This is a genomic window from Bacillus sp. PSXD-155 (assembly GCF_049310765.1).
Lineage (GTDB): Bacteria > Bacillota > Bacilli > Bacillales > Bacillaceae_G > Bacillus_A > Bacillus_A cereus.
Window position 1 is genome coordinate 149,337 of sequence record NZ_JBMOWC010000002.1, and the last position, 22,551, is coordinate 171,887.

Consider the following 22,551-nt stretch of genomic DNA (forward strand, 5'->3'; position numbering starts at 1 on the left):
AGAGGGTGTGCCAACAATTTGGCACACCCTCTTTTTATTATTAAGTTGCTATCGTTGTCAGTTTTTGTCGGTAAGTCGATATATTTCAATAATCGCTGATATATTTTGAGTTGTGGTCGATATATTCCAATAATCGCTGATATATTTTGAATTACGGTCGATATATTCTAATAATCGCTGATATATTTTTACTCGCCCCCTTATGCCTAAATTACACCACCTGAAAGGAATTAGTTCTTATAACAAGGAAAAAGACCAAAAAGCAATTTACACTTTTCGGTCTCTACACTATCTTCTCTTCGTAATTTTCCCTGAACCACCAACCCTCGTTTTCGGGGGTGATGTATTCTTTGGCGGAGTTTTAATAGATGATTTCGGCTTCACATCTGATCCACTCGAACCACCTGGTGTTTTTGTAATTGTACCTTTGCTTCCAGTAGAAGGTGGAGGCGTCGTATTACTTCCTTTTTCAGTAATACTTCCCTTATCACCTACTGATGGTTTCGAATCTACATTATCGCCTCGCTTAATGATAGACCCTTTCCCTTCCTTCGTAATTGGAGGTGGGGTTTTCTTTTCTTCTTTCGTAGGTGGTCTCTCTGGAATGACTGGTTTATGATTTTGTCTGTCGTTATATCCTCGATAATCACCGTATGATGATTTTCGTGAACCGAATATATCGTTTAATATGCTACCCATAATATATCCTTGCAAGAAGGACGGTTGGTAGTTTTGACGGACAAATTCCTCATTACTTACTTCAATTAACGTATCGGATGGTTTCTCTTTATCCTTTTGAAGGTTATACATTTTATCCGAATAAACGAGAAACATTTGATTTTCGTCTTCTTTAGATGCTTGTTTCGGTTTCCTTTCGGCTATAAGTTCCTTCGCGACTTCAGGAACTGACCGATTGGCGGCCCTATACACGTAAGATTCTTGTTTACCTTCCTTTGCGACAGACTCAAGCGGATAACGGTCTTGAATCGACTTTGTCTGCCCGCCTTGACAACCTGATAAGGCATAACCAGCAACAACAAGTAATATAACGATAGCAAGTATAGGGATCACAAACGATTTAATCATGGTAAACAATCGGTTTGACATGATTACGCCCCCTTACGTTGCTCTTATAATTTGTACATCAGCAGGAATGATTGCTTCTCCCTCATACATCATTGTGCGACCATTTTGCCATTCAATACGCAATAATTTTCGATTATCTGATTGGAATTCCCATACGTACTGTTCCTCTGAAGCGGAGAATGGTGTTTTCCCCATCACAACAACACGTCCGTTATATTGTTCTTCCATATGATACTCAGTATCATCCATTTCAATTGTCGTCGGAATTTCCTCAATTGAATCTAAGCGACCATCAATTGGTGTATATAATTTGTAATACGTATTTTCACGATCTTCAATTTTTAAATAACGAATGTCTTTCCCGTCTTGCAGTGTTAAAACAATTTCCTTGCGAGAATGCATACTCGTTTTCCCAGTTAATTCGTACATGACTAATGAAACTTCAATCATATCACCAGGAGCTAACGTTAAAAGACTCTTTTCCGGCTTCGGTGGCTCTGGGCTTTTCATTATATTTTTAATTCGTTTAAATAAACTCATGATCTACCCCTCCTTTTCTCTTTATAAACAAGCACCTAAAATTAGTGCACCAACAATATGTAATGATCCAGCTAACATCGCATGTGCAACGCTGCCTTCTTTCGTACCTTCTTCTAAATCTAAGCCAGACATTTTCTTTAACACAAATTCGATAAACATTTCTACCACTAATAAAATAACGAAAGAAACTGCTGATGCAAGTAGCGCTTGCCATAAATCATTTGCTTTCGTTATCGATTGGGATAAAATGTACCCCTGTGCAAATAATTTCATAATAAAACGAGTTGTTACAGCTGTATTCCCATTTTTGATTTCTTTTAAATCATTGTATTTTGTAAAAATTGAATCAACCCACATAATTGCAAATAAAAGTACTGCACTCGCTCCAGTCCATACAAGCATGGCAACTACATTCATCCATGTCATTGCAAAACCTCCTCTAAAATATAATAGAAAACCGACATGAATATATTTAGACATGTCGGTTCATTTGTCTCTATTCTATATTATTTCTCATACTGCTTCATAATACGAGCTAATTCATCGTCAACAGCAGAATTTTTGTTTAAGCTTGCGAATTCATCATCTAATGACTTTTCTTTCTTATAAACTTCACCGCTTGCTTCCGCTTCAGCCTCTAATTGAAGAGCTTTCTCTTCCATACGGCTTAAACCAGCTTTTGCTGAATTTGAATCAAATCCAGACATCGCCTGATTAATATTTTTCTGTGCTTTCGCTGCATTTACACGTGCTACAAGTGTTTCACGTTTATTTTTCAGCTCATTTAATTGCTTGCGCATTTCTTCTAGCTTAAGGCGCAGATTATCAGCAGCAGCTTTGTTTTGCTCATAGCTTGCTTTATACTCATTCATCTTTTGTTCTGCGTTTTGTTTTTCTTCAAGAGCACGACGCGCAAGATCTAAGTTATTAGCTTGAACAGCCATATGAGCTTGCTCTTCACGTTTTTTCACAAGTGCTTCTTGCTCTTCAAATAATATTTTGAATTTCTTCTCAAGCGCGATTTGAGCCGCTACACTTTTCTCTGCTTCTTGTACATCCGCTTGCATATCACGTAAATATTGATCAGTCATCTTAACTGGATCTTCCGCTTTTTCAATTAACGAATACACATTTGACATTGTTAAATCTCTTAATCGTTTAAATACAGACATTTAAATTCCTCCTATGATATACCTCATATTTCAAATTCACTACTTGGAAAACTGAAAAATCTCCCTTTACAGTAAAGAATATTCATTTTACAGGCTATGTGTTTATTATAACAAAACTAATATGTCCTTACATGTTATTTCCAAAATACATCCATTATAATATGACATTCTATATACAATATTGTATTTCTAATATATTCTCATTATCCCTCTTTGAAATTAACTTACTTTTGCGCACTTTCACTAAATTACATAAGTGTAATGTTACTGTAAGCTAACTCGATAGTTACGTTTCCATATTTCTTATACACTAATACCAGAAGCAGCAAACAAGCTTCTCATCATTTCGGAACTAATACAAAAATGTATTTACTATAAAACATATAAAAGGAGAAATCATCATGAAAAAATTAGTAGGAATCGGATTAGCAGCAGCAATTTCATTTGGAGCATTATCAGGTTGTTCTTTATTAGGAGAGAAAGCGAACGGTTTTGTACTGTACGGCTCAGAAGAACAAGTTCAACAAATTACAGATAAAAACAAAAAAGAAGTGAAAGAAAAAGACTTCTATAAAATGAAAATGACAACATTAGATGGTAAAAAAGTTCTTGTAATGGATAAGAAAACTGGTGAAGAACTAGTGAAAAAAGAGTTACTTAGCAAAGTTGATGAAAAAGACAACACGAAACCACTTGATAAATTACCAGCTGTAACAACAGAACAAGGTGTATTATTCGCAAAAGAGAAAGTAGAAAATGCTACACTTGACGGAGCGAAATTAAAATATGAAGGCAACACAATTATCGGAAGTGGCCGTGCATATACAGATATGTATGCGATTGTTGATGACGCAACTTACAGCAATGTAAAAGGTGATGAAAAATCTGTAGGTGTATTAAAATTTGATAAAGACCCGAGTAAAGAATTCCCTGGTTACAAAGGCGTAGAAGCTTCTCAACTTGTAAAAATTAAAAAGTAAAACAAAAAAGCTTTGCGAAATTCGCAAAGCTTTTTTCTATTTATGAGCAACTTGTTCCATATCCGGACTACAAGTATTCGACTGACATGACTTATTTAAAGAACATGCTGCGCATTTTCCTTTTTTACTTCTCTTTACAAAATTAACTAACGTGTATGCTGCATAACCAAAAATGATAGCTCCAATTATAATATTGACCATCATCACAATACATCTCCTTCTAGAATCCGAGTAAGGATCCAACTTGGTATATAATGAGCGTTAATACATAAGCAACTACGAGTGGATAAACGACTGAGAAAATCGTCCACTTCGCTGATCCTGTTTCACGTTTAATAACAGCTACCGTGGCTAAACACGGAACATATAATAAAATAAAGAACATAAATGCATAAGCTGATAATGCTGTATAATGTGCTCCCATTACATTTCCAAGCACATCTTCTTTAACCGCATAAATAATTGCCATTGTAGAAACGACAACTTCTTTCGCTAAAAATCCTGTTAAAAGGGATGCCGCAGCTTGCCACGTTCCAAAGCCGAGCGGTGCAAATAGCGGTGCGATAAATCCACCAATCATCGCTAAGTAGCTGTCTCCCATATCAACACCAAATCCTGATGGACCTGCATAGTTTAATAACCAAATGACAACCGAACCACCAAAGATGAATGTACCAGCTTTACGAACAAATCCTTTTCCTTTCTCCCACGTGCTCAGCCATAATGTTTTCGCTTGTGGCACACGGTAAGGCGGTAATTCAATTACGAAAATAGACTTTTCCGCTTTCAAAATCGTAAGAGACATAATTTTTGTAACTAATAACGCAAGAACAATACCTGCGACATATAAAGAAAATACAACAGTCGCCTGACTATTAGGGAAGAATACGCCCGCAAATAATGCATATACAGGTAATCGTGCTGAACAAGACATAAACGGTGTTACTAAAATTGTAAGTAAGCGCTCTTTCTCCTGTTCAATCGTTCTCGCTGCCATAATACCTGGAACGTTACATCCAAAACCAATAATCATCGGAATAAAAGCTTTACCGTTTAAGCCAAAGAACTCCATAATTCTATCCATAACAACTGCAATTCGCGCCATATATCCTGAGTCTTCTAATAATGAAATGAAAAAGAATAGTGCAAAGATTTGTGGTACGAATACTAATACAGCACCAACACCGGCAATAATACCTTCTGTAACGAGTGCTTGAATAAAATCAGAAGCTCCAATACTTGTAAGTCCAGCCGTCACCCAATCCGTAAGCTGACCACCAAAAAACTCATCTAACATATCCGATAAAGGTGTACCAATCCACGTAAACGTAACCTGAAAAATAAAAAACATAACTGCTAAAAAGATTGGAAGTCCTAAAATTTTATGTGTAATTAATCTATCAATTTTTTCTGAAAAAGGAATTTTTCCTTCTTTCTCATGCTTCATAACATTTGTTTTTAACTTTTCAATATACGCTTCACGAGTTTTGTAAATGTGCTCTTCTAACGTACAATCAAGTTTTCCTTCTAAGCGAGATCGAATGGCTATGAGTTCCTTATAAATTGGTAATGCTTTCATTTCTTTTTCTACTACTTCGTTATTGCTTAAAAATTGAAGTGCTAACCATCTCGGATGCTCATAATTCGCTGTCTCTAAAAGAGCAATTACTTCTCCAATTCCTTCATCCATTTGTACACCATATGAAATAAGGAATGGCTTTTTCTCGTTTTTGTCATTTTCTTTAAGAGTTGCAAGTAGTTCTTCACAACCTTTTCCACTTCTTGCAACAACAGGAACGACTGTTACACCTAATAGCTCTGATAATCGTTTTACATCAATGACAATTCCTCTTTGCTTCGCCACATCAACCATGTTTAAACCAATTGAGACTGGCTTACCAAATTCAAGTAACTGCAACGTTAAATGCATATTTCTTTCAAACTGCGAGGAATCTACGATATTTAACATATGATTAAATTCTTCTGTTAATAGAAAGTTTGTTACAACACCTTCATCACGTGAAACTGGATTTAAATCATAAACACCCGGTAAATCAATTAATGTTCCTTGTCTATCTTTTAATTTACCAACCTTCTTTTCTACTGTTACACCGCTCCAGTTTCCTACATACTCATAAGAACCAGTAAGTGCATTAAATAATGATGTCTTCCCTGTATTCGGATTCCCTAGCAAAGCTACCTTATTCACGCTAATTCCACCTTTATCATTTTCGCGTCACAATGACGAATACTAATTAACTGTCCACGACACTCCAATGTACAAGGACCTTTAAACATCGCTTTCTGTTTCAGGCGAAGTTCGCTTCCTTCAGCAAGACCGAAAGCAGCTAGTCTACGCTTTAATAGCTGATCTAAAGACTGAATACTTTTTACTAATACTTTCTCTCCAATTTTAATATCTACTAAGCTCATAACCTTCCCCCTCAGAAGAGAATGATAATTATTTTCAAAAAAATTATACCACACCCAATTTCTCTTGTACTATACCCTTTTGCTTCATATTTATTAACATTTCGCTACAATTCTATTTCAATTATTGTCATACTGTATTCGTTTGCCATTCTCATCCATTTCGCTTACAATAAACAATAGCAAATAAAGAATCTCGTTATCACTGGGGGAGCCATGCCGCTGAGAGGGAACACTTCGTTCCGACCCTTCGAACCTGTTAGTTAATGCTAACGCAGGGATTGTGCAAACGTCCGAAATACATACCTCATTTTTATTTACGTATTTCGTATCCTCCTATGATATCTATTCTTTTTTGTACAACTTGGATTTAGGGGGAGACAACATGCGTAACACCAATTTACAAGCGATGATCGAATCTGCTATTCTTGCAGCCTTCGCCTTGGTCATCGACATTTTACCACTTTCAATCAAAATATCAGCAACAGGCGGTTCCATTTCATTTGCTATGATTCCTATTTTTATTATCGCATACCGCTGGGGCTTCAAAATGGCTTTCTTAGGAGGCTTAATTTGGGGATTATTACAAATTGTCGTAGGCGATGCCATTATCGTCACACCAATTCAAGTATTAATTGAATACTTTGTTGCTTTCGCATTCATTGGATTTGCTGGTTTATTCTATCGTCCAATTCAAAAGGCGCTTTTAGCGTCAAATGAAAATAGCGAAGAACAATCAAATTTAGGTAGCCGTAAAGACACACCTTCATCAAAACCAAACCAAGGAAAGAAAGTAATTGGATACATTATCGTCGCTACTTTTATCGGTAGTCTAGCTCGTTACTTCTGTCACTTTATCGCTGGTATCATTTTCTGGGGACAATATGCACCAAAAGGCCAATCGGCTTTCCTATATTCTTTAATATTTAACGGTAGTACAATGATTGGTTCCTATATTCTATGTACCGTTTTACTTATATTTTTATTTATCACTTCACCACGCTTATTCAAAAGCATCAGTGCTTATCAAATGAATACACAAAAAAAGGGCGCTTAATGAGCGCTCTTTTTTCATATCGTAATATTAATTAAAAATACAATAAATGCGCAAAAGAAAATAAATACCATTATACTTAGCCAATTGCTATGCACGGTTCATCGACTCCTTACATAACCTCATATTCTAAACAAATTATACTGATTAAAAATAAAGATTAGGTAAAGATAATATGAAAATAATTTAAAAAAACGTAGATCATATTTTCTACGCTTTTTTCGGTAAATAGAAATAAAATAACACACCATCTTCTGTATTTCCTGCCCCATATTCAGTATCATGTAGTTCTAAAATATTTTTTGAAATGGCAAGCCCAAGCCCCGTCCCACCTTGTGAACGCTGACGAGCTGTATCCACTCGATAAAAACGATCCCAAATTTTATCTAATTGTTCTTCTTCAATGTGAGTACCTTTATTTTCAATGCACACTTTTATACGATCCTTCTCATCTATTGTAGAAATAATAATATCTTCTTTATTTGGTGTATAACGTATGGCATTCGTAATGAAATTCACGATGACTTGTTCAATCCGGCCTTGATTTGCAATCACTTCAAATGAACATATATTTTTATGAACACGAAGCTCTTTTTTCTCTATTTCCACAGATAGATGTTCACATATGTCTTCAATTACTGTATCAATATAAAACGAATCCTTTTTCATTTTATATGTACCAGATTCAAATTTAGCTAACTCAAGCATATCCAAAATTAACGTATCCATTTTGTCTACTTCTCTCTCCATCGCCTGAAAATAATAATCCTTTTTATGCTCAGCTACCCCGTCTTTTAAAATAGAAATACAGCTTTTCATAATACTTAGCGGTGTTTTTAATTCATGTGAAACACCAGAAATGAATTCTTTTCGCGTCTTTTCTAACTTTCTTTCCTTTTCAATATCTTCTTCTAACTGCCCAATATGCGAATGGAGTTTATTTGATAGCACATTAATATTTTTCGATAAATCTCCAATTTCATCTTTTGAAGTAATCGGTATTTTTTCTGTAAAATCTAATTGTGCTATTTTCTTCGTCGTATCATTTATTTTTAATAACGGTTTTGCAATTTGTTTTGAATAATAAAACGAAGCTAAAAAAATAAGAACGACTACAAATGCAATGATATAGATGTAATAATCTTGCACCATTTGTACAGCTTCATCTACGGGCTGTAAAGAAGCCATCGCATAAATATATGTTACTGATCCATCTTTTTCTTTTATTGGTTTCATTAATAATTTATATTTTATATCATTCTTTTCATAGTCCATTGTCTTTGTTGAATACTCTATTTGATTACTCTCTTTTAGTAATACATCCGTTTGAAATTCTTTTATACTATCCAAAAATAAAGTATTTTTATAAATTGGATTCACAGGACCTTTTACATCTGGAAACTGTACTTTTGTAACAAACCCACCTATGTAAGCATCTGGTTCTTGGGCAGCTTGCTCCTGAACAGCCGGCTTCTTTTCCTTACTTACTTGTTCCTCAGCTGCTTTCTTTTTCTCCTCATCTAATTTACTCATTTTCTCCTTAAATGCTTTTTCTAACGGTTTATTAGATCCACTTAAATTCTGCTTAGATAACGAGAAAGAGAATGGAATAAAACTATCTCCTTTTTTCACTCCAGAAAAATAAATTCCTTGGCCTAGAAACTGATCTGATGATTTATTATCAATCTCTTCTATATTGACGAGATTGTATAAAGGAATTTTGAATATTTGTTGTCCAAAGCTCTTTTGTTGCCTACGATCTATCGTTACTTCAAAATAAAAATCATCTGCATGTTTTAAATTCCCGTTGTTATCTAATGTCGTAATCCACGTATTATTTTCTCTTAAAAAGTCTTGCTCAAGTTTCTGAATTCCTTCTACGTTTCCTGTGTAGTTTAAATAATTCTTCTCAAAGGAATTTAAATTCACTTTAATATCTTCCACTTTTCGATTCGCATAATATTGTTTAAAAAATATCGTTTGTCCAATAAATATCGTCGCTAAAATCAACATACATAATGCTGTTGTAAGAGTAAATAATTTTAGTACAATTCCTTTTCTCATATATTCCCCTCAAATTTATAACCAGTTCGTACTACAGTTGTAATGTACTTTGCTTTCTCTCCTAATTTATTTCTTAAATTACGAATATGACTATTAACCGTTCGATCATCGCCAGCAAATTCATATCCCCAAATTCTTGAAATGAGTTGTTCTCGCGTTAAAACGATTCCTTGATTTTTCATGAAATACGCTAATATTTCAAATTCTGTATGTGTTAAATTAATATCAGTTCGATTTACCGTAACAGTGCGTGACGGAAAATGAACGTGAATATCGTGGATTGATAATGTATCATCTTCATTCTCTAAAAGTTGCTTTGTCACTTTTCTGCTTTCTAACAACCTTTTCGCTCTTGCTAATAAAATTGGCGGACTATACGGCTTCGTCACATAGTCATTTGCCCCAAGTTCAAAACCAAGTAACGTATCGTCTTCATCTACGCGCGCCGTCAGCATAATAATAGGCACCTCAGACGTCTTCCTAATTCTTCGGCAAACAGACCATCCATCGAGTTCTGGCAACATAATATCTAAAATAACTAAATCAACCTCTTCTTCTTCAAATACAACTAAAGCCTCTTTCCCGTCCCTCGCTTCAAACACTACATATTGTTCACTTAAAAAATAATCTTTTAATATTTCACGTAATATGTCTTCATCTTCAACAATTAAAATGTTTTTTGACATAACTGATATATCCCCCTCCTGCTTTCAAAAACTATAATTTCATTTTGAATAACTGCCAGTTAACTTCGCCTCGATAATATATCTATCTGGTGCATCCCCTATATAATCAAATGGGTAACAAGTTGTCAGTGTTAATATCGGTTCTTCTTTTTTTATAATAACAGTACGATCATCCGCATGAGTAATCCATGTCTTTTGAATTTCATATGTGTACGTTTTATTATCATACTCTAAAACAAGGGTATCCTTTTCTTTCAACTCCCCTAAATCTGTAAATACAGTATCTCGATGTCCACTCAGTACAGTATGTCCCCCTCCAGATGGGGTTGTCGTTAAATTACTAACGAACATACCCACTCCTTTTTTCAAAGTCGTATCATCCGCTCCCCAATATATAGAAAACTTCTTCTTTATTTTTGGTATGTTTAACATCGCTACCTTTTCTCCTTCTTTATGTTCTGTTTGAGAAGAAGGCACTTGAGAAGTTACAGGTGTTTCACGAGAAAGTTGAGTATATTGTATATTTTTAAGACTCTTTATTTCTTCTGCCGTTAATTGCCCGGCAGAGCTTCTTCCTTTATACCATTCCACAGCATAATAGGATCCCATGAATAGCCCTATAGCCATCAATATGATACCGATATAATTGAGTAACTTCATTCTTCATTCCTCCATGCCAAAAATGGTAGGAGTAACCTACCATTTTTAATATATGAAATTATCCCATTCTTTATAGGAAAATATTTTATTTACGCTTTAATCTTATTGCGACGATTCAAACCAAATAATGTACCTACCGCTACAAGACATGCACTTAATCCCATCATTGCTACATTATTTGATGCTGTATTTGGTAATTTTTCACCTTGTACAACTGGCTTTGCTACTTCTTTTTTAGCTACTTCATTCTTTTGCTCGGCTTTTATCGCTGCTTCTTTTTTGGCTATATCGTTTTTTAACTGTTCTTGCGCTATTCTCTTTTTCTCTTCTTCACTTTTTTTCTCAGCTTTTATTGCTTCTTCTTTTTTAGCCATATCATTTTTTTCTTGTACTTGTGCCACTTGCTTTTTCTCTACTTCACTTTTTTGCTGTTCCTTAATTGCTTCTTCTTTTTTAGCTTTATCTTGTTGCACTTGCGCTTCTTCCTTTGTTACTGTTCCAGTATCTGCACTCGCTACTGAAGAATATCCTACTGCTAAAAGTGCCATTGCACAAATTGGTAATAGTCTCTTTTTCATTTTCATTCTCTCCTTATATTTTATTCACATCAACTCGCATCGGATGTATTACTAGAATAAGCAAGAGATATAAATATAAGATGCAGATGAAATATATTTCATTTAAAGATTTCATTGTAGAAAAAGAAAAAAACATCGCAATATGTACGATGTTTTTTTCGGGTGTGTGTCTCAATTATTTACATGTTACTTTCGCGTGATTTGGAAGTAGAACGGGCCGGAGCGATAACTAATTGTCTCGGCTCAGTTTTCTTGAAGTGATTTTTGACGTTACACTTACGACGTTGAACAACCCACGCTTTAATAGGGTTTGTTAAAATAATCTTTTGCTCTTCGTTAGGGGCCTCTTCTTCAATCTTACAACTCTCGCTCCATTTATTCCATTTCATTGTAAATTTAGAAGAAGAATGATCATCTTCACGATCAAACAAGTGCAAAAAATCCATTTTTCCATCTAGCATTACGGTGTTACTAGTCGCTAAAAAAGAAAAGGTCGTCCAACGTTTCTCCATGCCCTCCTACTCCTTTTTCACATATAGAGTGCCTAAAACTTAATTTACCTAAAATATGCTTGCCTTTTACCTTACACCCATAGTTTATCCAAAATGCTATTATGCAACTATCGATTTGCCTTACAACTACCTTACATTTTTGTAAGAAACAAAAAAACCTTCACTCTATATAATGAAGGTTTCTTACTTTTTATCTATATGATTTCTCATATCATCAAGTCCAGCTTCTTTTAGCTGCGACATCATACCGTGCGAAATTGCTCCTAACACTAAAGTCATTCCAATTAATGAAATACGAATCGCAGGTACATCAATTACGTAAGCCAACAGGCCAAGAACAATTGTTAAAAGTAATGCTTTTATAAATGTTACACTTGTGTACTGTTTCTTCTTCATCATATTCACCCTTTATGGAAGCGTTTTCTTAATACACTTAGTATATCATATCATCAGATGATTTTGGCGTTATCTTTGTAAAAAATTACTATCTCCTTTGACTTTTTCCATTCTATCCTTTACAGTCGAAATGTTCGCAAGTTTTACACTGTAGGAGGATTACAATGAATATTGAAATAAAAGACACTTTAATTTCTGAAGAACAATTACAAGCAAAAGTTAAAGAATTAGCACTTCAAATCGAACGTGATTTTGAAGGAGAAGAAATCGTAGTTATCGCAGTATTAAAAGGTTCATTCGTATTTGCTGCTGATTTAATTCGTCACATCAAAAATGATGTAACAATTGACTTTATTTCTGCATCTAGCTACGGAAATCAAACAGAAACAACAGGAAAAGTGAAACTACTAAAAGATATCGACGTAAACATTACTGGGAAAAACGTAATTGTTGTAGAAGATATTATCGATTCTGGTTTAACACTTCATTTTCTAAAAGACCACTTCTTTATGCATAAACCAAAGGCACTCAAGTTCTGTACATTACTTGATAAGCCAGAACGTCGTAAAGTAGACTTAACAGCTGAGTATGTTGGCTTCCAAATTCCAGACGAATTTATCGTTGGCTACGGTATCGACTGTGCTGAGAAATATCGTAACTTACCATTTATCGCTTCAGTTGTAACGGAGTAATATAATAAAATAAGCTTCCATCAATTACTGATGGAGGTTTATTTTCTATCACGATTCGTAAAAGACAAAGGGAGAGAATAAAAATGACAAAGACAAAATTTGAAAAAGTACTCCTCATCGTAAATCCGAAAGCTGGTCAAGGTGACTTACATACAAATTTAACGAAAATCGTACCACCTCTTGCCGCAGCTTTCCCTGATCTACATATCCTTCATACGAAAAAACAAGGTGATGCAACAAAATATTGCCAAGAGTTTGCTAGTAAAGTAGATTTAATTATCGTCTTTGGTGGTGATGGAACAGTATTTGAATGCACAAATGGCTTAGCACCTCTTGAAACTAGACCTACACTTGCAATTATTCCAGGCGGAACTTGCAATGATTTCTCTCGCACACTAGGCGTTCCGCAAAACATCGCAGAAGCAGCAAAACTTATCACAAAGGAACACGTAAAACCAGTTGACGTTGCAAAAGCAAATGAACAACATTTCTTAAACTTCTGGGGCATTGGACTCGTATCTGAAGTATCAAACAATATCGATGCAGAAGAAAAAGCAAAGCTTGGTAAAATCGGTTACTATTTAAGCACAATTCGAACCGTAAAAAATGCTGAAACATTCCCAGTAAAAATTACTTATGACGGACAAGTATATGAAGACGAAGCTGTCCTTGTCATGGTTGGAAATGGTGAATATCTTGGTGGTATTCCATCCTTTATTCCGAACGTTAAATGTGATGACGGAACACTTGATATTTTCGTAGTCAAATCAACAGGTATTCAAGCATTTAAAGATTACATCGGAAAGAAACTATTCGAGGATTCAAATGAAAATGACATCTTCCACGTAAAAGCGAAATCCATTCATATTGAAACGAAAGAAGAAAAAGAAGTAGATACAGATGGAGAAAGTTCGCTTCATACACCTTGTCACATTGAATTATTAACAGGACACTTTACGATGATTTATAATCCTGCGGTTGTGTAAAGAAAAAAACGAGTGCTAGCACTCGTTTTTTTCTCTTCTAATCTAGCTATGTCGTTGAATCATTTCTTGTATTTCTTTAACTCTCTCTAAAGTAATTCCATTTCTTTGTTCGATTGCTAAAGGATGCTCGGTTGGCTCTAATTCAACATACGGTGCCGTTCCAACTTCTCTTATATGTACATTTGTTTTTAAATTTAATGTTTCTGGATAAAATGGTATTTCTACAGATAACCAACCAAAATAAGGATCACTATTTTCTCGGCCTCTCTCATCCCACTTTTCTAATACTTCATCATAACTTTCTTTACTAAGTGATACCCAAACAGTCCATATGAAATTTTCGTGGTAGTCAATGATAGGAATCTCTAAACATCCTCTAATAAAATAATGTTCATCATCCATTACACAAAGATCCGATGTTAAATGGAAGCGTCCCTCTCTTTCATGGGGCGCTACCTCGTAATAATAATATGGCGCTTCACTTCCGTAGCATAGAGGTAGTGCAAAACGATGCATTTGTACTTTTTCTCCGGATTTTCTTCTTCTTTTCATTTGTTATTCTTTCTCCTATCCTTTTCAGTCACAATCAAACTCTACCCAATTTCTCCAATGCGTATTAGCATTTTCATTCACAATAACACTTGGATCTTTCTTCTCTATTGCAGAGGCTACTGATTGGAAGAATTCATTTTCACTTACTTTTTCGTCTTCAACATGTTTCCATTCTTCCGTTTCATACGCTACTTCCCAGTCGCCTTCTAAACCGAACTCTTCTAAAATTTCTCCTTTATCCCACCACAATAATTTTTGAGCTTCCTCATTAGTAGCAAGCATACGCATGAAGTATGTTGGATAATGCTCTGTCGTTTGTACTTCTATTCCATTATTTATATAATCTTCTTCTGTAAATTCATATTCAAAATGATGCTCGCGAATTTTTAAACTGCCGTTATAAATATTCGGTATAAATTCACCTTCATCATCAAACAACTCATAATCGCCATTATTTAATTGTAAAATGCAATCATCACCCATTGAATGAGTAATTCTATCGCCATATACTTGAATATCATTACATACACCTAATGAACCTACACCCACAATTTGAAACACCATTAGCCAATCCTTAGCATCTTTAAAGAAAAGAGAGAATTTCACTTGTGAAATATCCATATATTCATTATCAAAGGCAGGAAATTCATAGTTACTTTGCTTTTTATCTAATAGTTTTAAAATATCTTTTTGCATATGTATCATCTTCACCCCGATATAAACAAAAATATTTTTTTAATTTCACTAGAGTATAACATAACCATACTTACCTGTGACATTCTAATAAAACTACTAAAAAATAGAAGAATGGCTTGTTTGCATACTCTAGTTCTTTTTATGTACAATGAAGGAAAGAAGTACCTTCATATAAGGGAGAGGACAAACTTTGTTCAACCAACAATTAGTTAATTTACGCATTGATTTTGCATTTAAACAATTGTTTGGTACGAATGGTAGCGAAGATATTCTAATTGCATTTTTAAATGCTATGTTACAAGAGTCTTTAGAGTCGCCCATTGCTTCTCTACAACTAGAAGATCCACATTTACACAGGGAATATGAAGAGGATAAGTTATCTATTTTAGACATTTCAGCAACATTAGACACAGGAACAAAAGTCAATGTAGAAATACAACTCAATAATAATCACGATATGGTTAAACGCAGTTTATATTATTGGGGAAGACTATACACATCTCAACTACAAAAAGGGATGCCCTACAGTGCACTTCACAAAACCATCACCATAAACTTACTAAACTTCGTAATGTTTTCGGAACACCCAGCCTTCCATACAACGAGCATATTATGGAATACACAACAACAAAAACTCCTGAGTGAAGACATAGAAATCCACATTATAGAAATTCCAAAGTTAACTGAACAATGGCATGAAGAAAAAGTAAATCCGTGGAAAGATCCATTTGTTCGTTGGCTTTTATTGCTTTCAGCAAATGAGGATGAGCACTTAACTAAACTATTGGAGGATATTGCTATGAACGAAGATCCTATTTTACAAAAAGCGATAAATAAATGGGAACGTATGAGTCAAGATTCTTCTTTCCGGCAAGCCTATGACGCAAGGGAGAAAGTTTTAATGGATGAAGCAGCAAAATTCGCCCATGCAGAGACAGAAGGAATAAAAAGAGGAATGGAACAAGGGATGAAACAAGGAATTAAAAAAGGCATTGAAAAAGGCATTGAAAAAGGTCGAAAAGAAGGAGTTCAGCAGGGAAAAATTCAAATGATTAAAAATATGTATGATCTTGGTATACCACTTGAAACGATTGCTAAGGCAAGTAAATTAAGTTTGCATGAGATTGAGCATATTTTAGGACATAAATAGTGATAAAAAAAGAGCTTGAATAGTTTCAAGCTCTTTTTTATCAACTCTCCTCAATATCATCCAATTGAGTCTTATAACACTCATCACACTCTGGCCTCGTAGGAAGAATCCCTCTTTCATCAGGTAATAAAACCCTCAAAACTTCTCGATCCATCTCTGCGAAAGACTTCATAATAATGGGATATCCTTCAATAATATTCGTATACTCAATCCCTTGTTCAAACTTTTTTCCGCTCTTTATTTCTTCTATTATGGTACAAAAAACACTATGCGCGACTTCAGGATCCATATTTAATGCTATTTGTAAATCTTGATGATTAAAGCTATCTCTTAGACCATGCGTATGATAATTAGCATGGATGCCATCAATATCTTCTGCTAATATGCTATGCATGTACCATCCATACTCTTGTAGCATATTTTCTTCCCATGCATCTGAATCTTCTTCTAACTCCTCATTAAGTAAATTCGGATCATACCACACGTCCTCGTAATCTCCAGCAATTAAAAATCTCCAACCAGGTGGTAACCCTAAATACTTCTTTATTTCAGGTGCCCATTCATCAATATGTTGAACATGTAAAGGAAGAAAGAAATCTTCTTCTGTCCCCATTTCTTCACCAGCCCAAATGTACCAACCTGTCGTTCCGTTTTCTATAGGCATTCGTAACCCATTAATCGGAACAATACCATCTTTCACATTTTGCGCTATTCCTAATTTCAAGTCATTCGGAGATTCTACATACTCCGCTTTATATTTATCACATATACTCCTCTGTTCTTTTATGTATTTTTCCATCCTTTTAGCACACTCCCCAATTTTTGAAAGATAGATTTCTTTGCCGAAGCACTCTCTAACTTCCATACCCCACACGGATTATAAAATGGATCCTCTTGTTCATAACGATTATCTATATAATGAGATAAACGATACACTGGAGCATCTTCTGTGAAACTAATTGTATCTCCATCTTTCAAATTAGGTTTTTCCAATATATTATGTAGGTTAAAATCATTTAATAAATCTACAGCTACTTCCGGATCTATCCCTCCGTCTAAAACAACGTCTGGTAGATTAAATGCTTGCATTCCACATGAATAATAACCGTCCTCTTCATCTCCAACTAAAGTTACAAGGTGCGAATACATCGGGAAGATTTCCTTATCCTCTGCAAGCTCTTGCCATTCTTCTTTCGAATAAGCCACACCTGCTGTTTCAACTTTTAAAGCAAGTCCACCTGCATTTAAAAGTTCCATTCCTACATCAATTACTTCTTGTAATCTCTCTGTATCGTCAACTTTTGCAATAACATACACTGTATAAGTATGCTTCTCCAACTCCTGAAGCAATTCTTCATCAAAACGCTCACCACCTGCATAGAAGAAAGCCTCTCTCAAAGAAGGGTCTTGTTCATATATATCAATTTCAAAGCCAATCTCTTTCTCCTTATGGTGCATCACATTTCCCGCTAATATATAGTTACTTTTACTCACAACTTCTTGTATTAATTCTGTTCTATCTTTCCATAAACCAGGTACTCCAATAACGATTTGTGTCTCCATTAATATGCTCCCTTTTCACTTTAAATCACTACAATATTTTTGGGTAATAAAAAAGCAAAGCTGAATGACTAAGCACATTCTACTAATCTTTTTTGAAATTCTTAAGAAATATGTAGCAAGTGTTTCTAATATATATTACTCTACGTTAACCTCTAGTTATTTCCACTTCAAGATTTATACTACCTATTAATTAGCACTACTCACTTTTATTAAAAATCTAATGAATTCTAAAAAGAAACTCAACTAAAGAACATAAGATTTTAAAGAAAAAATACCTACTCCGACTATTTATCGACACTTTTCCATTTTCTATTTCATAATCACTCAAAACAAATTACAATATATTTATACAAAAATACATTGTAAACAAAGTGTAATATCCACCTTGTTTATTAGTGTGAAATAAACAAAAAATCCTAAAATAAGAACGAACCGTTAAGTAATAATAACCAATATAAATAACACTATACACACCGATGCTAATTAGTAACGGAACTGCAATTTCATACGGAATAACTGTCGCTAATCCTTTTAGTGCAAATAAAGTGTGTATTATACCAACTACTAAAGGAATAAAGAAGATAAATCTCATTTGTTTTGCGATTGCCTTTTTCATTTCTTTTTTCGTGACACCGAGTTTTCAAAGGACGATGTAACGCTCTCGATCTATATGTGCTTCTGCCCTCTTTACATCCACAGTTTCTTCATTCTATTATAATTCGTGATGTTCTCTTTAAGTAACAGCATTGAGTATAGATATATTTTCTTAAAAAGAAATGCAATAATCATAAAAAAGCCTGCAGCTGTTACACTGCAGGCTTTCAAATGTTTAATAAATTGATTAAGCTAAATACGCTTGTTGTAACGCCTCTAAACCATCTTTATAAATTCCATGGAATAGATTAATTGCCTCTTCATCAGTAACCTCTACAGGAGTGAAGCTACCAGACCATTCAACTAATGATGTGTTAACACCTTTACCTTCTTTAACACGGATTGTAGATAAATAATTAGTTACAGGAAATGGTGCTTGCATAATTGAATATGTGTAGTAACGTTCTTTCTCATTAAATGCTTCTAAACGCTCTACAATCGCATCGCCATCAGGATTAGCTAAATGACGTACACGTCCGCCTTCAGTTACTTTACTGCTAGGGATATATGGTAACCAGTCTGGAAGTGCATCAAAGCCTCCAATTAATTGCCATACTTGTTCAGGTGAAGCTGGAATTTCAATAGATGTAATAGTGTTTGCCATGTTAATTACTCTCCTTTTTATTTAACGTTAATTGGTAGTGGTGCATTAGCTGCAACTAGTTTTTGTTCACGCATTTCTTCCCAGAACGCTGCTGGAATCACTGTTTTTAATGCCGCTTGGTCTTCTGCAATTCGTTCAGGTTTACTTGCACCTGGAATAACAGCAGCAACTGCTGGATTAGCCAGTGCAAACTGTAAAGCAGCAGCTTTAATACTGATTCCATGACGATCTGCAAGGTTTTTCATTTTATTAACTTTTGCAATGATTTCTGGTGACGCTTTTTGGTATTCGAAGTGTGCTCCTCCAGCAAGAACACCTGAGCTATATGGTCCACCAACAACAATGTCCATATTGTTTTTTACAGCTGCAGGCATTACACGTTCTAATGCACGCTCATGGTCTAATAATGAATAGCGACCAGCTAGTAAAGAAACATTTGGTTTTGCTTCTTCTAAGTCCAACATAAGTTCAATTGATTCTACTTTATTTACTCCAAGACCCCAGCCTTTAATTACACCTTCATCACGTAATTGAGTAAGTGCACGGAATGCTCCTGTTCGAGCAATTTCAAATTGTGAAATCCACTCATCTCCATAAAAATCTTGTGCTACGTCATGAATATAAACAAAATCTAGACGATCTGTTTTTAAACGTTTTAAACTATCTTCAATAGAACGAAGAGTTGCGTCCGCACTGTAGTCGTTGATAATTTTATTTTTACGACCAAATTCGAACAGTCCGCCTTTTTCACCTAAATCACGTGTAGATGGATCTTCTAATTCATCTGAAATAATTCGACCTACTTTTGTACTTAAGAAGTACTCATCACGATTTCTTTTCGATAGTGCTTCACCAAGACGAATCTCTGCTAAACCAGATCCATAAAGTGGAGCTGTATCAAAGTAACGAACACCATTATCCCAAGCAGCATCCACTGTTGCGATTGCTTCTTCTTCTGGAATATTGCGGTACATATTACCTAGTGGTGCCGTACCAAAACCAAGTGTGCCTTTTAATAAATCTTTCATTTAAAATCTCCTCCTAAAATCTATTTAAAAATGATTAATGGATATCAATTAATGTGACAAGGGCTGACCGATCAAAGCACGATAGTTATGAAAGATAACGTATATGCTTTTTAGTTCTACACTACTCATTTCCCTCTCACGTATGTAATTATGTCTTATCTACAACACAATAAAAAGTACGCACTTTAAAGTGTTATAGATACTAAGAAGTAACAATTTTATGTTTCAACGTCTGTAGCTCCAAAATAAAATTATTAAAAATGATTTTATTAAAAAAAAATCCACTATTCTTGCGGAGGTAACTATAGAAATTATCAGTGGAACATAAAAAGTTGTTATTATTCTTCATAAAAAAAGGCGACAACGAAATGAAATATGTTCGTTGTTGCCTTTTTACCTTCTCTAAAATATTAAATTACATTTTGAACAAAAAGGCGCAGCATTCCCTTTTCTAATTTTCGCATCACATTTTGGGCAATATACATATCTCTCTTCTATCTTTTCTCGTTCTATCATATGTAAGGATACTATTCTCATACTGCACATAATCCCAATTAATATAAGACTAACAATGAGTAACATAACTCACACTCCCCCTCCTACACTTTACCATAAAATAACAAAACCGATTCCCCTATTGAGAATCGGTTCTATACTTATAATCCTAACTTCCCCTTCGCTCCATCAGGAATTATTTCTTCTTCTATTTGCACTTTATCGTGCACAGACTTTCCTCTCGTAATTACATGCCAATAGGAACCTTTTTGCAGTGTATCCACTCCATCAATTGTTATCTCTTTTTTATTTCCATCCTTATCATATGTGTCCACTGTGTATGCACGGCCGTTATTTCCACCTAAATCTTCTCCATCGTTATCAATTACCGCATAACGATATTCTAATTTAAGAAACGGATTCATGGAATCCACTGCAGCACTCCCGTATAACAAATATGCCGCTCCTGCTATGATGACAAGTAATGATCCTAAAATAAATCTTTTCATCTATATTCCGCCTTTCATTATGTTTTTCTATAAGACCTTTCTAAGTATAGAGAGCATTTCTTAATAAAAACTCGTACGGTTTCTTAACTTTTTCTTAATGTAACAGGGCTTTGCATCAGCACTTCGATAAATAAATCCATATTAATAATAAAAGGAGGCTGCCGCCTCCTTTATTTACTCATCACTGTATTTCTTTTTTGTCTGTAAAAATAAAACACACTCACAATCAATGCAATGCTCCCGCCAAAATACACACCATACTCTATCGCAACTGCTACAATTCTTTCAATATGTTGTCCAAATAAAGAACCTAGTACGAAATAAGCGAGTGTCCAAACAAATCCTGTCGTATAAGAATACAAAGCATACGTCTTAAATGACATGTTATTCATTCCAACTAAATACGGTACAACATGTCTTACAACTGGTATGAAGTAACTTGTAACTAATGCATAATGACCATACTTCTCTACCATCTCTTGCGATTTCACAACATACTTTGCTTTTTTCTTTTTCATTAGCTTATCAAGTACTTTTGTACCAAATATTTTCCCTAATATATAGCCTAAAGAAAGTCCGGACACAACGCCTAAATACGTTAATAAAAACGCAGGAACAACACTTAATATACCTACTGAAGATACGAAACCACCACTCATAACAATCATTTCATCTGGAATTGGCATACCGATAATACCTAACCATAAACAGAAAAATAATGCCCAATAACCGTATTGCTCGATATAGGATAATAATTCATGTAATTCCATTATGCATACGCTCTCCTTAGTTCTTTTTTGCAACTAAAGACGTAGGCTGGCGGGAAATTGAGCCATACTTTTTCTAGTGTAATTTCAGGGAAGAAATGCTGTATAAACCCTTTTTTCACAAGTGAATATTGAAATGTAATGAACTCACCATTCTCATGTATCGCTTCCATCGCATTGCTTAAAATGCGCTTTGAAACTTCTTCTGGTAAAGAAGTGAAAGGCAACCCTGATAAAACGTAATCAATGCATTCTATATTGAGCTCCTCCATATACTTCTTTATATTTTCAGCTGAACCGTGTACAACAATGACATTCTGCTCATCTTTAAACTTTCTTTTTAATTCTTTGAAAAATACTTCATTAATTTCAATAAGAAGAAATATTGTTTCCTTCTTTTTTCTCTTCATAATCTCTTTCGTAAAAACCCCTGTGCCAGGCCCTAACTCTACAATACATTTCGCTTTATTAAAATCAATTACATCGACCATTTTCTTTGCTAATATTTTTGAACTTGGCGCAATTGCACCAGTATGTTTTGGATGCTTTATAAATTCATGTAAAAATGTAATGAGCTGCATGTAAACCTCTCCTCATTCGTTCGATAGTTTTTAACTTGTGTCTAAGTATAACTATCGTTTCTTAATAAAAATTGAGGAAGTTTCTTAAGATTTTATGAAGAATAAAAAAAACAGCT

Annotated in this window: 28 protein-coding genes, 1 pseudogene and 1 riboswitch; of the genes and pseudogenes, 5 read left to right on the forward strand and 24 right to left on the reverse strand. The window is 34.6% G+C overall.

Annotated elements, in window-relative coordinates:
- Positions 1-288: 288 nt before the first annotated feature.
- The 4 genes from ACO6VI_RS02240 to ACO6VI_RS02255 form a co-directional block, all read right to left on the reverse strand.
- Positions 289-1,107 (reverse strand): DUF4247 domain-containing protein, encoded by an 819-nt coding sequence (locus ACO6VI_RS02240; RefSeq protein WP_078994626.1) that lies wholly within the window; start codon positions 1,105-1,107, stop codon positions 289-291.
- A 12-nt stretch (positions 1,108-1,119) separates the two neighbouring features.
- On the reverse strand, positions 1,120-1,626 hold the full coding sequence (locus tag ACO6VI_RS02245; protein ID WP_000051755.1) for a DUF4178 domain-containing protein: 507 nt from the start codon (positions 1,624-1,626) through the stop codon (positions 1,120-1,122).
- A 21-nt stretch (positions 1,627-1,647) separates the two neighbouring features.
- Positions 1,648-2,052, reverse strand: coding sequence for a DUF350 domain-containing protein (locus tag ACO6VI_RS02250; RefSeq protein WP_000220087.1), 405 nt, complete (start codon positions 2,050-2,052; stop codon positions 1,648-1,650).
- A gap of 80 nt (positions 2,053-2,132) precedes the next feature.
- Positions 2,133-2,798: a PspA/IM30 family protein gene (locus ACO6VI_RS02255; RefSeq protein WP_000110280.1), complete on the reverse strand. Its 666-nt coding sequence runs from the start codon at positions 2,796-2,798 to the stop codon at positions 2,133-2,135.
- Between the two features lie 401 nt (positions 2,799-3,199).
- Here ACO6VI_RS02255 and ACO6VI_RS02260 point away from each other — a divergent pair, with 401 nt between their 5' ends.
- Complete coding sequence (locus ACO6VI_RS02260) at positions 3,200-3,778, forward strand: lipoprotein BA_5634 family protein (RefSeq protein WP_048565089.1); 579 nt, start codon at positions 3,200-3,202, stop codon at positions 3,776-3,778.
- A 36-nt stretch (positions 3,779-3,814) separates the two neighbouring features.
- Here ACO6VI_RS02260 and ACO6VI_RS02265 read toward each other — a convergent pair whose 3' ends face one another.
- From ACO6VI_RS02265 to ACO6VI_RS02275, 3 genes are read right to left on the reverse strand one after another with little or no spacing between them, the layout of a single operon-like run.
- Entirely contained in the window at positions 3,815-3,982 is a 168-nt protein-coding gene (locus tag ACO6VI_RS02265; protein WP_000989596.1) for a FeoB-associated Cys-rich membrane protein, read from the reverse strand.
- Between the two features lie 16 nt (positions 3,983-3,998).
- Positions 3,999-5,987: a ferrous iron transport protein B gene (gene feoB, locus ACO6VI_RS02270; protein ID WP_098356073.1), complete on the reverse strand. Its 1,989-nt coding sequence runs from the start codon at positions 5,985-5,987 to the stop codon at positions 3,999-4,001.
- A complete protein-coding gene (locus ACO6VI_RS02275) occupies positions 5,984-6,211 on the reverse strand; it encodes a FeoA family protein (protein ID WP_000060512.1) in 228 nt (75 codons plus the stop codon). The genes feoB and ACO6VI_RS02275 overlap by 4 nt, the downstream gene beginning before the upstream one ends.
- Before the next feature lie 194 nt (positions 6,212-6,405).
- Positions 6,406-6,507, forward strand: a riboswitch (TPP riboswitch).
- Between the two features lie 86 nt (positions 6,508-6,593).
- Between ACO6VI_RS02275 and thiT the strand changes: the two genes are divergently transcribed.
- Positions 6,594-7,265, forward strand: a complete 672-nt coding sequence (thiT, locus tag ACO6VI_RS02280) for an energy-coupled thiamine transporter ThiT (protein WP_097961168.1) — start codon at positions 6,594-6,596, stop codon at positions 7,263-7,265.
- 207 nt (positions 7,266-7,472) lie between these two features.
- On the opposite strand, the gene ACO6VI_RS02285 is transcribed toward thiT, so the two are convergent.
- From ACO6VI_RS02285 to ACO6VI_RS02310, 6 genes are all read right to left on the reverse strand, one after another.
- Complete coding sequence (locus ACO6VI_RS02285) at positions 7,473-9,326, reverse strand: sensor histidine kinase (RefSeq protein WP_001225360.1); 1,854 nt, start codon at positions 9,324-9,326, stop codon at positions 7,473-7,475.
- Complete coding sequence (locus tag ACO6VI_RS02290; protein ID WP_000041862.1) at positions 9,323-10,012, reverse strand: response regulator transcription factor; 690 nt, start codon at positions 10,010-10,012, stop codon at positions 9,323-9,325. The genes ACO6VI_RS02285 and ACO6VI_RS02290 overlap by 4 nt, the downstream gene beginning before the upstream one ends.
- A 39-nt stretch (positions 10,013-10,051) precedes the next feature.
- Positions 10,052-10,672 (reverse strand): class D sortase, encoded by a 621-nt coding sequence (locus tag ACO6VI_RS02295; protein WP_000771598.1) that lies wholly within the window; start codon positions 10,670-10,672, stop codon positions 10,052-10,054.
- Between the two features lie 89 nt (positions 10,673-10,761).
- Complete coding sequence (locus tag ACO6VI_RS02300; RefSeq protein WP_098356072.1) at positions 10,762-11,250, reverse strand: LPXTG cell wall anchor domain-containing protein; 489 nt, start codon at positions 11,248-11,250, stop codon at positions 10,762-10,764.
- A 179-nt stretch (positions 11,251-11,429) separates the two neighbouring features.
- The gene (locus tag ACO6VI_RS02305) at positions 11,430-11,762 is read right to left on the reverse strand and encodes a hypothetical protein (RefSeq protein ID WP_058839673.1); all 333 of its coding nucleotides are present in this window, start codon (positions 11,760-11,762) and stop codon (positions 11,430-11,432) included.
- 183 nt (positions 11,763-11,945) lie between these two features.
- Entirely contained in the window at positions 11,946-12,161 is a 216-nt protein-coding gene (locus tag ACO6VI_RS02310; protein WP_002081963.1) for a hypothetical protein, read from the reverse strand.
- Positions 12,162-12,322: 161 nt separating this feature from the next.
- Here ACO6VI_RS02310 and hpt point away from each other — a divergent pair, with 161 nt between their 5' ends.
- Positions 12,323-12,850, forward strand: coding sequence for a hypoxanthine phosphoribosyltransferase (gene hpt / locus ACO6VI_RS02315; RefSeq protein WP_001019295.1), 528 nt, complete (start codon positions 12,323-12,325; stop codon positions 12,848-12,850).
- A gap of 83 nt (positions 12,851-12,933) precedes the next feature.
- Complete coding sequence (locus ACO6VI_RS02320) at positions 12,934-13,836, forward strand: diacylglycerol/lipid kinase family protein (RefSeq protein ID WP_098236117.1); 903 nt, start codon at positions 12,934-12,936, stop codon at positions 13,834-13,836.
- Positions 13,837-13,878: 42 nt separating this feature from the next.
- Here the strand turns inward: ACO6VI_RS02320 and ACO6VI_RS02325 are convergent, their stop codons facing one another.
- Complete coding sequence (locus tag ACO6VI_RS02325) at positions 13,879-14,388, reverse strand: DUF2199 domain-containing protein (protein ID WP_098356071.1); 510 nt, start codon at positions 14,386-14,388, stop codon at positions 13,879-13,881.
- A 24-nt stretch (positions 14,389-14,412) separates the two neighbouring features.
- Positions 14,413-15,084 (reverse strand): DUF7003 family protein, encoded by a 672-nt coding sequence (locus tag ACO6VI_RS02330; protein ID WP_001168096.1) that lies wholly within the window; start codon positions 15,082-15,084, stop codon positions 14,413-14,415.
- A gap of 190 nt (positions 15,085-15,274) precedes the next feature.
- On the opposite strand from ACO6VI_RS02330, the gene ACO6VI_RS02335 reads away from it, so the two are divergent.
- On the forward strand, positions 15,275-16,234 hold the full coding sequence (locus tag ACO6VI_RS02335; protein WP_088322476.1) for an Rpn family recombination-promoting nuclease/putative transposase: 960 nt from the start codon (positions 15,275-15,277) through the stop codon (positions 16,232-16,234).
- Between the two features lie 40 nt (positions 16,235-16,274).
- On the opposite strand, the gene ACO6VI_RS02340 is transcribed toward ACO6VI_RS02335, so the two are convergent.
- From ACO6VI_RS02340 to ACO6VI_RS02380, 9 genes and pseudogenes are all read right to left on the reverse strand, one after another.
- The gene (locus ACO6VI_RS02340) at positions 16,275-17,033 is read right to left on the reverse strand and encodes a DUF4262 domain-containing protein (RefSeq protein ID WP_078994623.1); all 759 of its coding nucleotides are present in this window, start codon (positions 17,031-17,033) and stop codon (positions 16,275-16,277) included.
- A complete protein-coding gene (locus ACO6VI_RS02345) occupies positions 17,018-17,797 on the reverse strand; it encodes a DUF4261 domain-containing protein (protein WP_065485473.1) in 780 nt (259 codons plus the stop codon). Before ACO6VI_RS02345 ends, ACO6VI_RS02340 begins: the two co-directional genes overlap by 16 nt.
- A gap of 412 nt (positions 17,798-18,209) precedes the next feature.
- Positions 18,210-18,476, reverse strand: a pseudogene (locus ACO6VI_RS02350) (ABC transporter permease); the annotation flags it as partial.
- A gap of 162 nt (positions 18,477-18,638) precedes the next feature.
- Positions 18,639-19,055: an SRPBCC family protein gene (locus ACO6VI_RS02355; protein ID WP_065485475.1), complete on the reverse strand. Its 417-nt coding sequence runs from the start codon at positions 19,053-19,055 to the stop codon at positions 18,639-18,641.
- Between the two features lie 17 nt (positions 19,056-19,072).
- Entirely contained in the window at positions 19,073-20,083 is a 1,011-nt protein-coding gene (locus ACO6VI_RS02360; protein ID WP_016079933.1) for an aldo/keto reductase, read from the reverse strand.
- A 402-nt stretch (positions 20,084-20,485) separates the two neighbouring features.
- Complete coding sequence (locus ACO6VI_RS02365; protein ID WP_078994622.1) at positions 20,486-20,665, reverse strand: hypothetical protein; 180 nt, start codon at positions 20,663-20,665, stop codon at positions 20,486-20,488.
- A gap of 74 nt (positions 20,666-20,739) precedes the next feature.
- The gene (locus ACO6VI_RS02370) at positions 20,740-21,087 is read right to left on the reverse strand and encodes a YxeA family protein (RefSeq protein WP_088021556.1); all 348 of its coding nucleotides are present in this window, start codon (positions 21,085-21,087) and stop codon (positions 20,740-20,742) included.
- 170 nt (positions 21,088-21,257) lie between these two features.
- Positions 21,258-21,857, reverse strand: a complete 600-nt coding sequence (locus tag ACO6VI_RS02375; RefSeq protein ID WP_065485479.1) for a DedA family protein — start codon at positions 21,855-21,857, stop codon at positions 21,258-21,260.
- Positions 21,857-22,435: a class I SAM-dependent methyltransferase gene (locus ACO6VI_RS02380; protein ID WP_001176065.1), complete on the reverse strand. Its 579-nt coding sequence runs from the start codon at positions 22,433-22,435 to the stop codon at positions 21,857-21,859. Before ACO6VI_RS02380 ends, ACO6VI_RS02375 begins: the two co-directional genes overlap by 1 nt.
- Between the last annotated feature and the right edge of the window lie 116 nt (positions 22,436-22,551).

Excerpts from the sequence above, each read along its gene's own strand:
- ACO6VI_RS02240 (WP_078994626.1), bottom strand. The coding sequence starts at position 1,107 with ATGTCAAACCGATTGTTTACCATGATTAAATCGTTTGTGATCCCTATA.
- ACO6VI_RS02245 (WP_000051755.1), bottom strand. The coding sequence starts at position 1,626 with ATGAGTTTATTTAAACGAATTAAAAATATAATGAAAAGCCCAGAGCCA.
- ACO6VI_RS02250 (WP_000220087.1), bottom strand. The coding sequence starts at position 2,052 with ATGACATGGATGAATGTAGTTGCCATGCTTGTATGGACTGGAGCGAGT.
- ACO6VI_RS02255 (WP_000110280.1), bottom strand. The coding sequence starts at position 2,798 with ATGTCTGTATTTAAACGATTAAGAGATTTAACAATGTCAAATGTGTAT.
- ACO6VI_RS02260 (WP_048565089.1), top strand. The coding sequence starts at position 3,200 with ATGAAAAAATTAGTAGGAATCGGATTAGCAGCAGCAATTTCATTTGGA.
- ACO6VI_RS02265 (WP_000989596.1), bottom strand. The coding sequence starts at position 3,982 with ATGATGGTCAATATTATAATTGGAGCTATCATTTTTGGTTATGCAGCA.
- ACO6VI_RS02275 (WP_000060512.1), bottom strand. The coding sequence starts at position 6,211 with ATGAGCTTAGTAGATATTAAAATTGGAGAGAAAGTATTAGTAAAAAGT.
- thiT (WP_097961168.1), top strand. The coding sequence starts at position 6,594 with ATGCGTAACACCAATTTACAAGCGATGATCGAATCTGCTATTCTTGCA.
- ACO6VI_RS02285 (WP_001225360.1), bottom strand. The coding sequence starts at position 9,326 with ATGAGAAAAGGAATTGTACTAAAATTATTTACTCTTACAACAGCATTA.
- ACO6VI_RS02290 (WP_000041862.1), bottom strand. The coding sequence starts at position 10,012 with ATGTCAAAAAACATTTTAATTGTTGAAGATGAAGACATATTACGTGAA.
- ACO6VI_RS02295 (WP_000771598.1), bottom strand. The coding sequence starts at position 10,672 with ATGAAGTTACTCAATTATATCGGTATCATATTGATGGCTATAGGGCTA.
- ACO6VI_RS02300 (WP_098356072.1), bottom strand. The coding sequence starts at position 11,250 with ATGAAAAAGAGACTATTACCAATTTGTGCAATGGCACTTTTAGCAGTA.
- ACO6VI_RS02305 (WP_058839673.1), bottom strand. The coding sequence starts at position 11,762 with ATGGAGAAACGTTGGACGACCTTTTCTTTTTTAGCGACTAGTAACACC.
- ACO6VI_RS02310 (WP_002081963.1), bottom strand. The coding sequence starts at position 12,161 with ATGATGAAGAAGAAACAGTACACAAGTGTAACATTTATAAAAGCATTA.
- hpt (WP_001019295.1), top strand. The coding sequence starts at position 12,323 with ATGAATATTGAAATAAAAGACACTTTAATTTCTGAAGAACAATTACAA.
- ACO6VI_RS02320 (WP_098236117.1), top strand. The coding sequence starts at position 12,934 with ATGACAAAGACAAAATTTGAAAAAGTACTCCTCATCGTAAATCCGAAA.
- ACO6VI_RS02325 (WP_098356071.1), bottom strand. The coding sequence starts at position 14,388 with ATGAAAAGAAGAAGAAAATCCGGAGAAAAAGTACAAATGCATCGTTTT.
- ACO6VI_RS02330 (WP_001168096.1), bottom strand. The coding sequence starts at position 15,084 with ATGCAAAAAGATATTTTAAAACTATTAGATAAAAAGCAAAGTAACTAT.
- ACO6VI_RS02340 (WP_078994623.1), bottom strand. The coding sequence starts at position 17,033 with ATGGAAAAATACATAAAAGAACAGAGGAGTATATGTGATAAATATAAA.
- ACO6VI_RS02345 (WP_065485473.1), bottom strand. The coding sequence starts at position 17,797 with ATGGAGACACAAATCGTTATTGGAGTACCTGGTTTATGGAAAGATAGA.
- ACO6VI_RS02355 (WP_065485475.1), bottom strand. The coding sequence starts at position 19,055 with ATGGCAAACACTATTACATCTATTGAAATTCCAGCTTCACCTGAACAA.
- ACO6VI_RS02360 (WP_016079933.1), bottom strand. The coding sequence starts at position 20,083 with ATGAAAGATTTATTAAAAGGCACACTTGGTTTTGGTACGGCACCACTA.
- ACO6VI_RS02365 (WP_078994622.1), bottom strand. The coding sequence starts at position 20,665 with ATGTTACTCATTGTTAGTCTTATATTAATTGGGATTATGTGCAGTATG.
- ACO6VI_RS02370 (WP_088021556.1), bottom strand. The coding sequence starts at position 21,087 with ATGAAAAGATTTATTTTAGGATCATTACTTGTCATCATAGCAGGAGCG.
- ACO6VI_RS02375 (WP_065485479.1), bottom strand. The coding sequence starts at position 21,857 with ATGGAATTACATGAATTATTATCCTATATCGAGCAATACGGTTATTGG.
- ACO6VI_RS02380 (WP_001176065.1), bottom strand. The coding sequence starts at position 22,435 with ATGCAGCTCATTACATTTTTACATGAATTTATAAAGCATCCAAAACAT.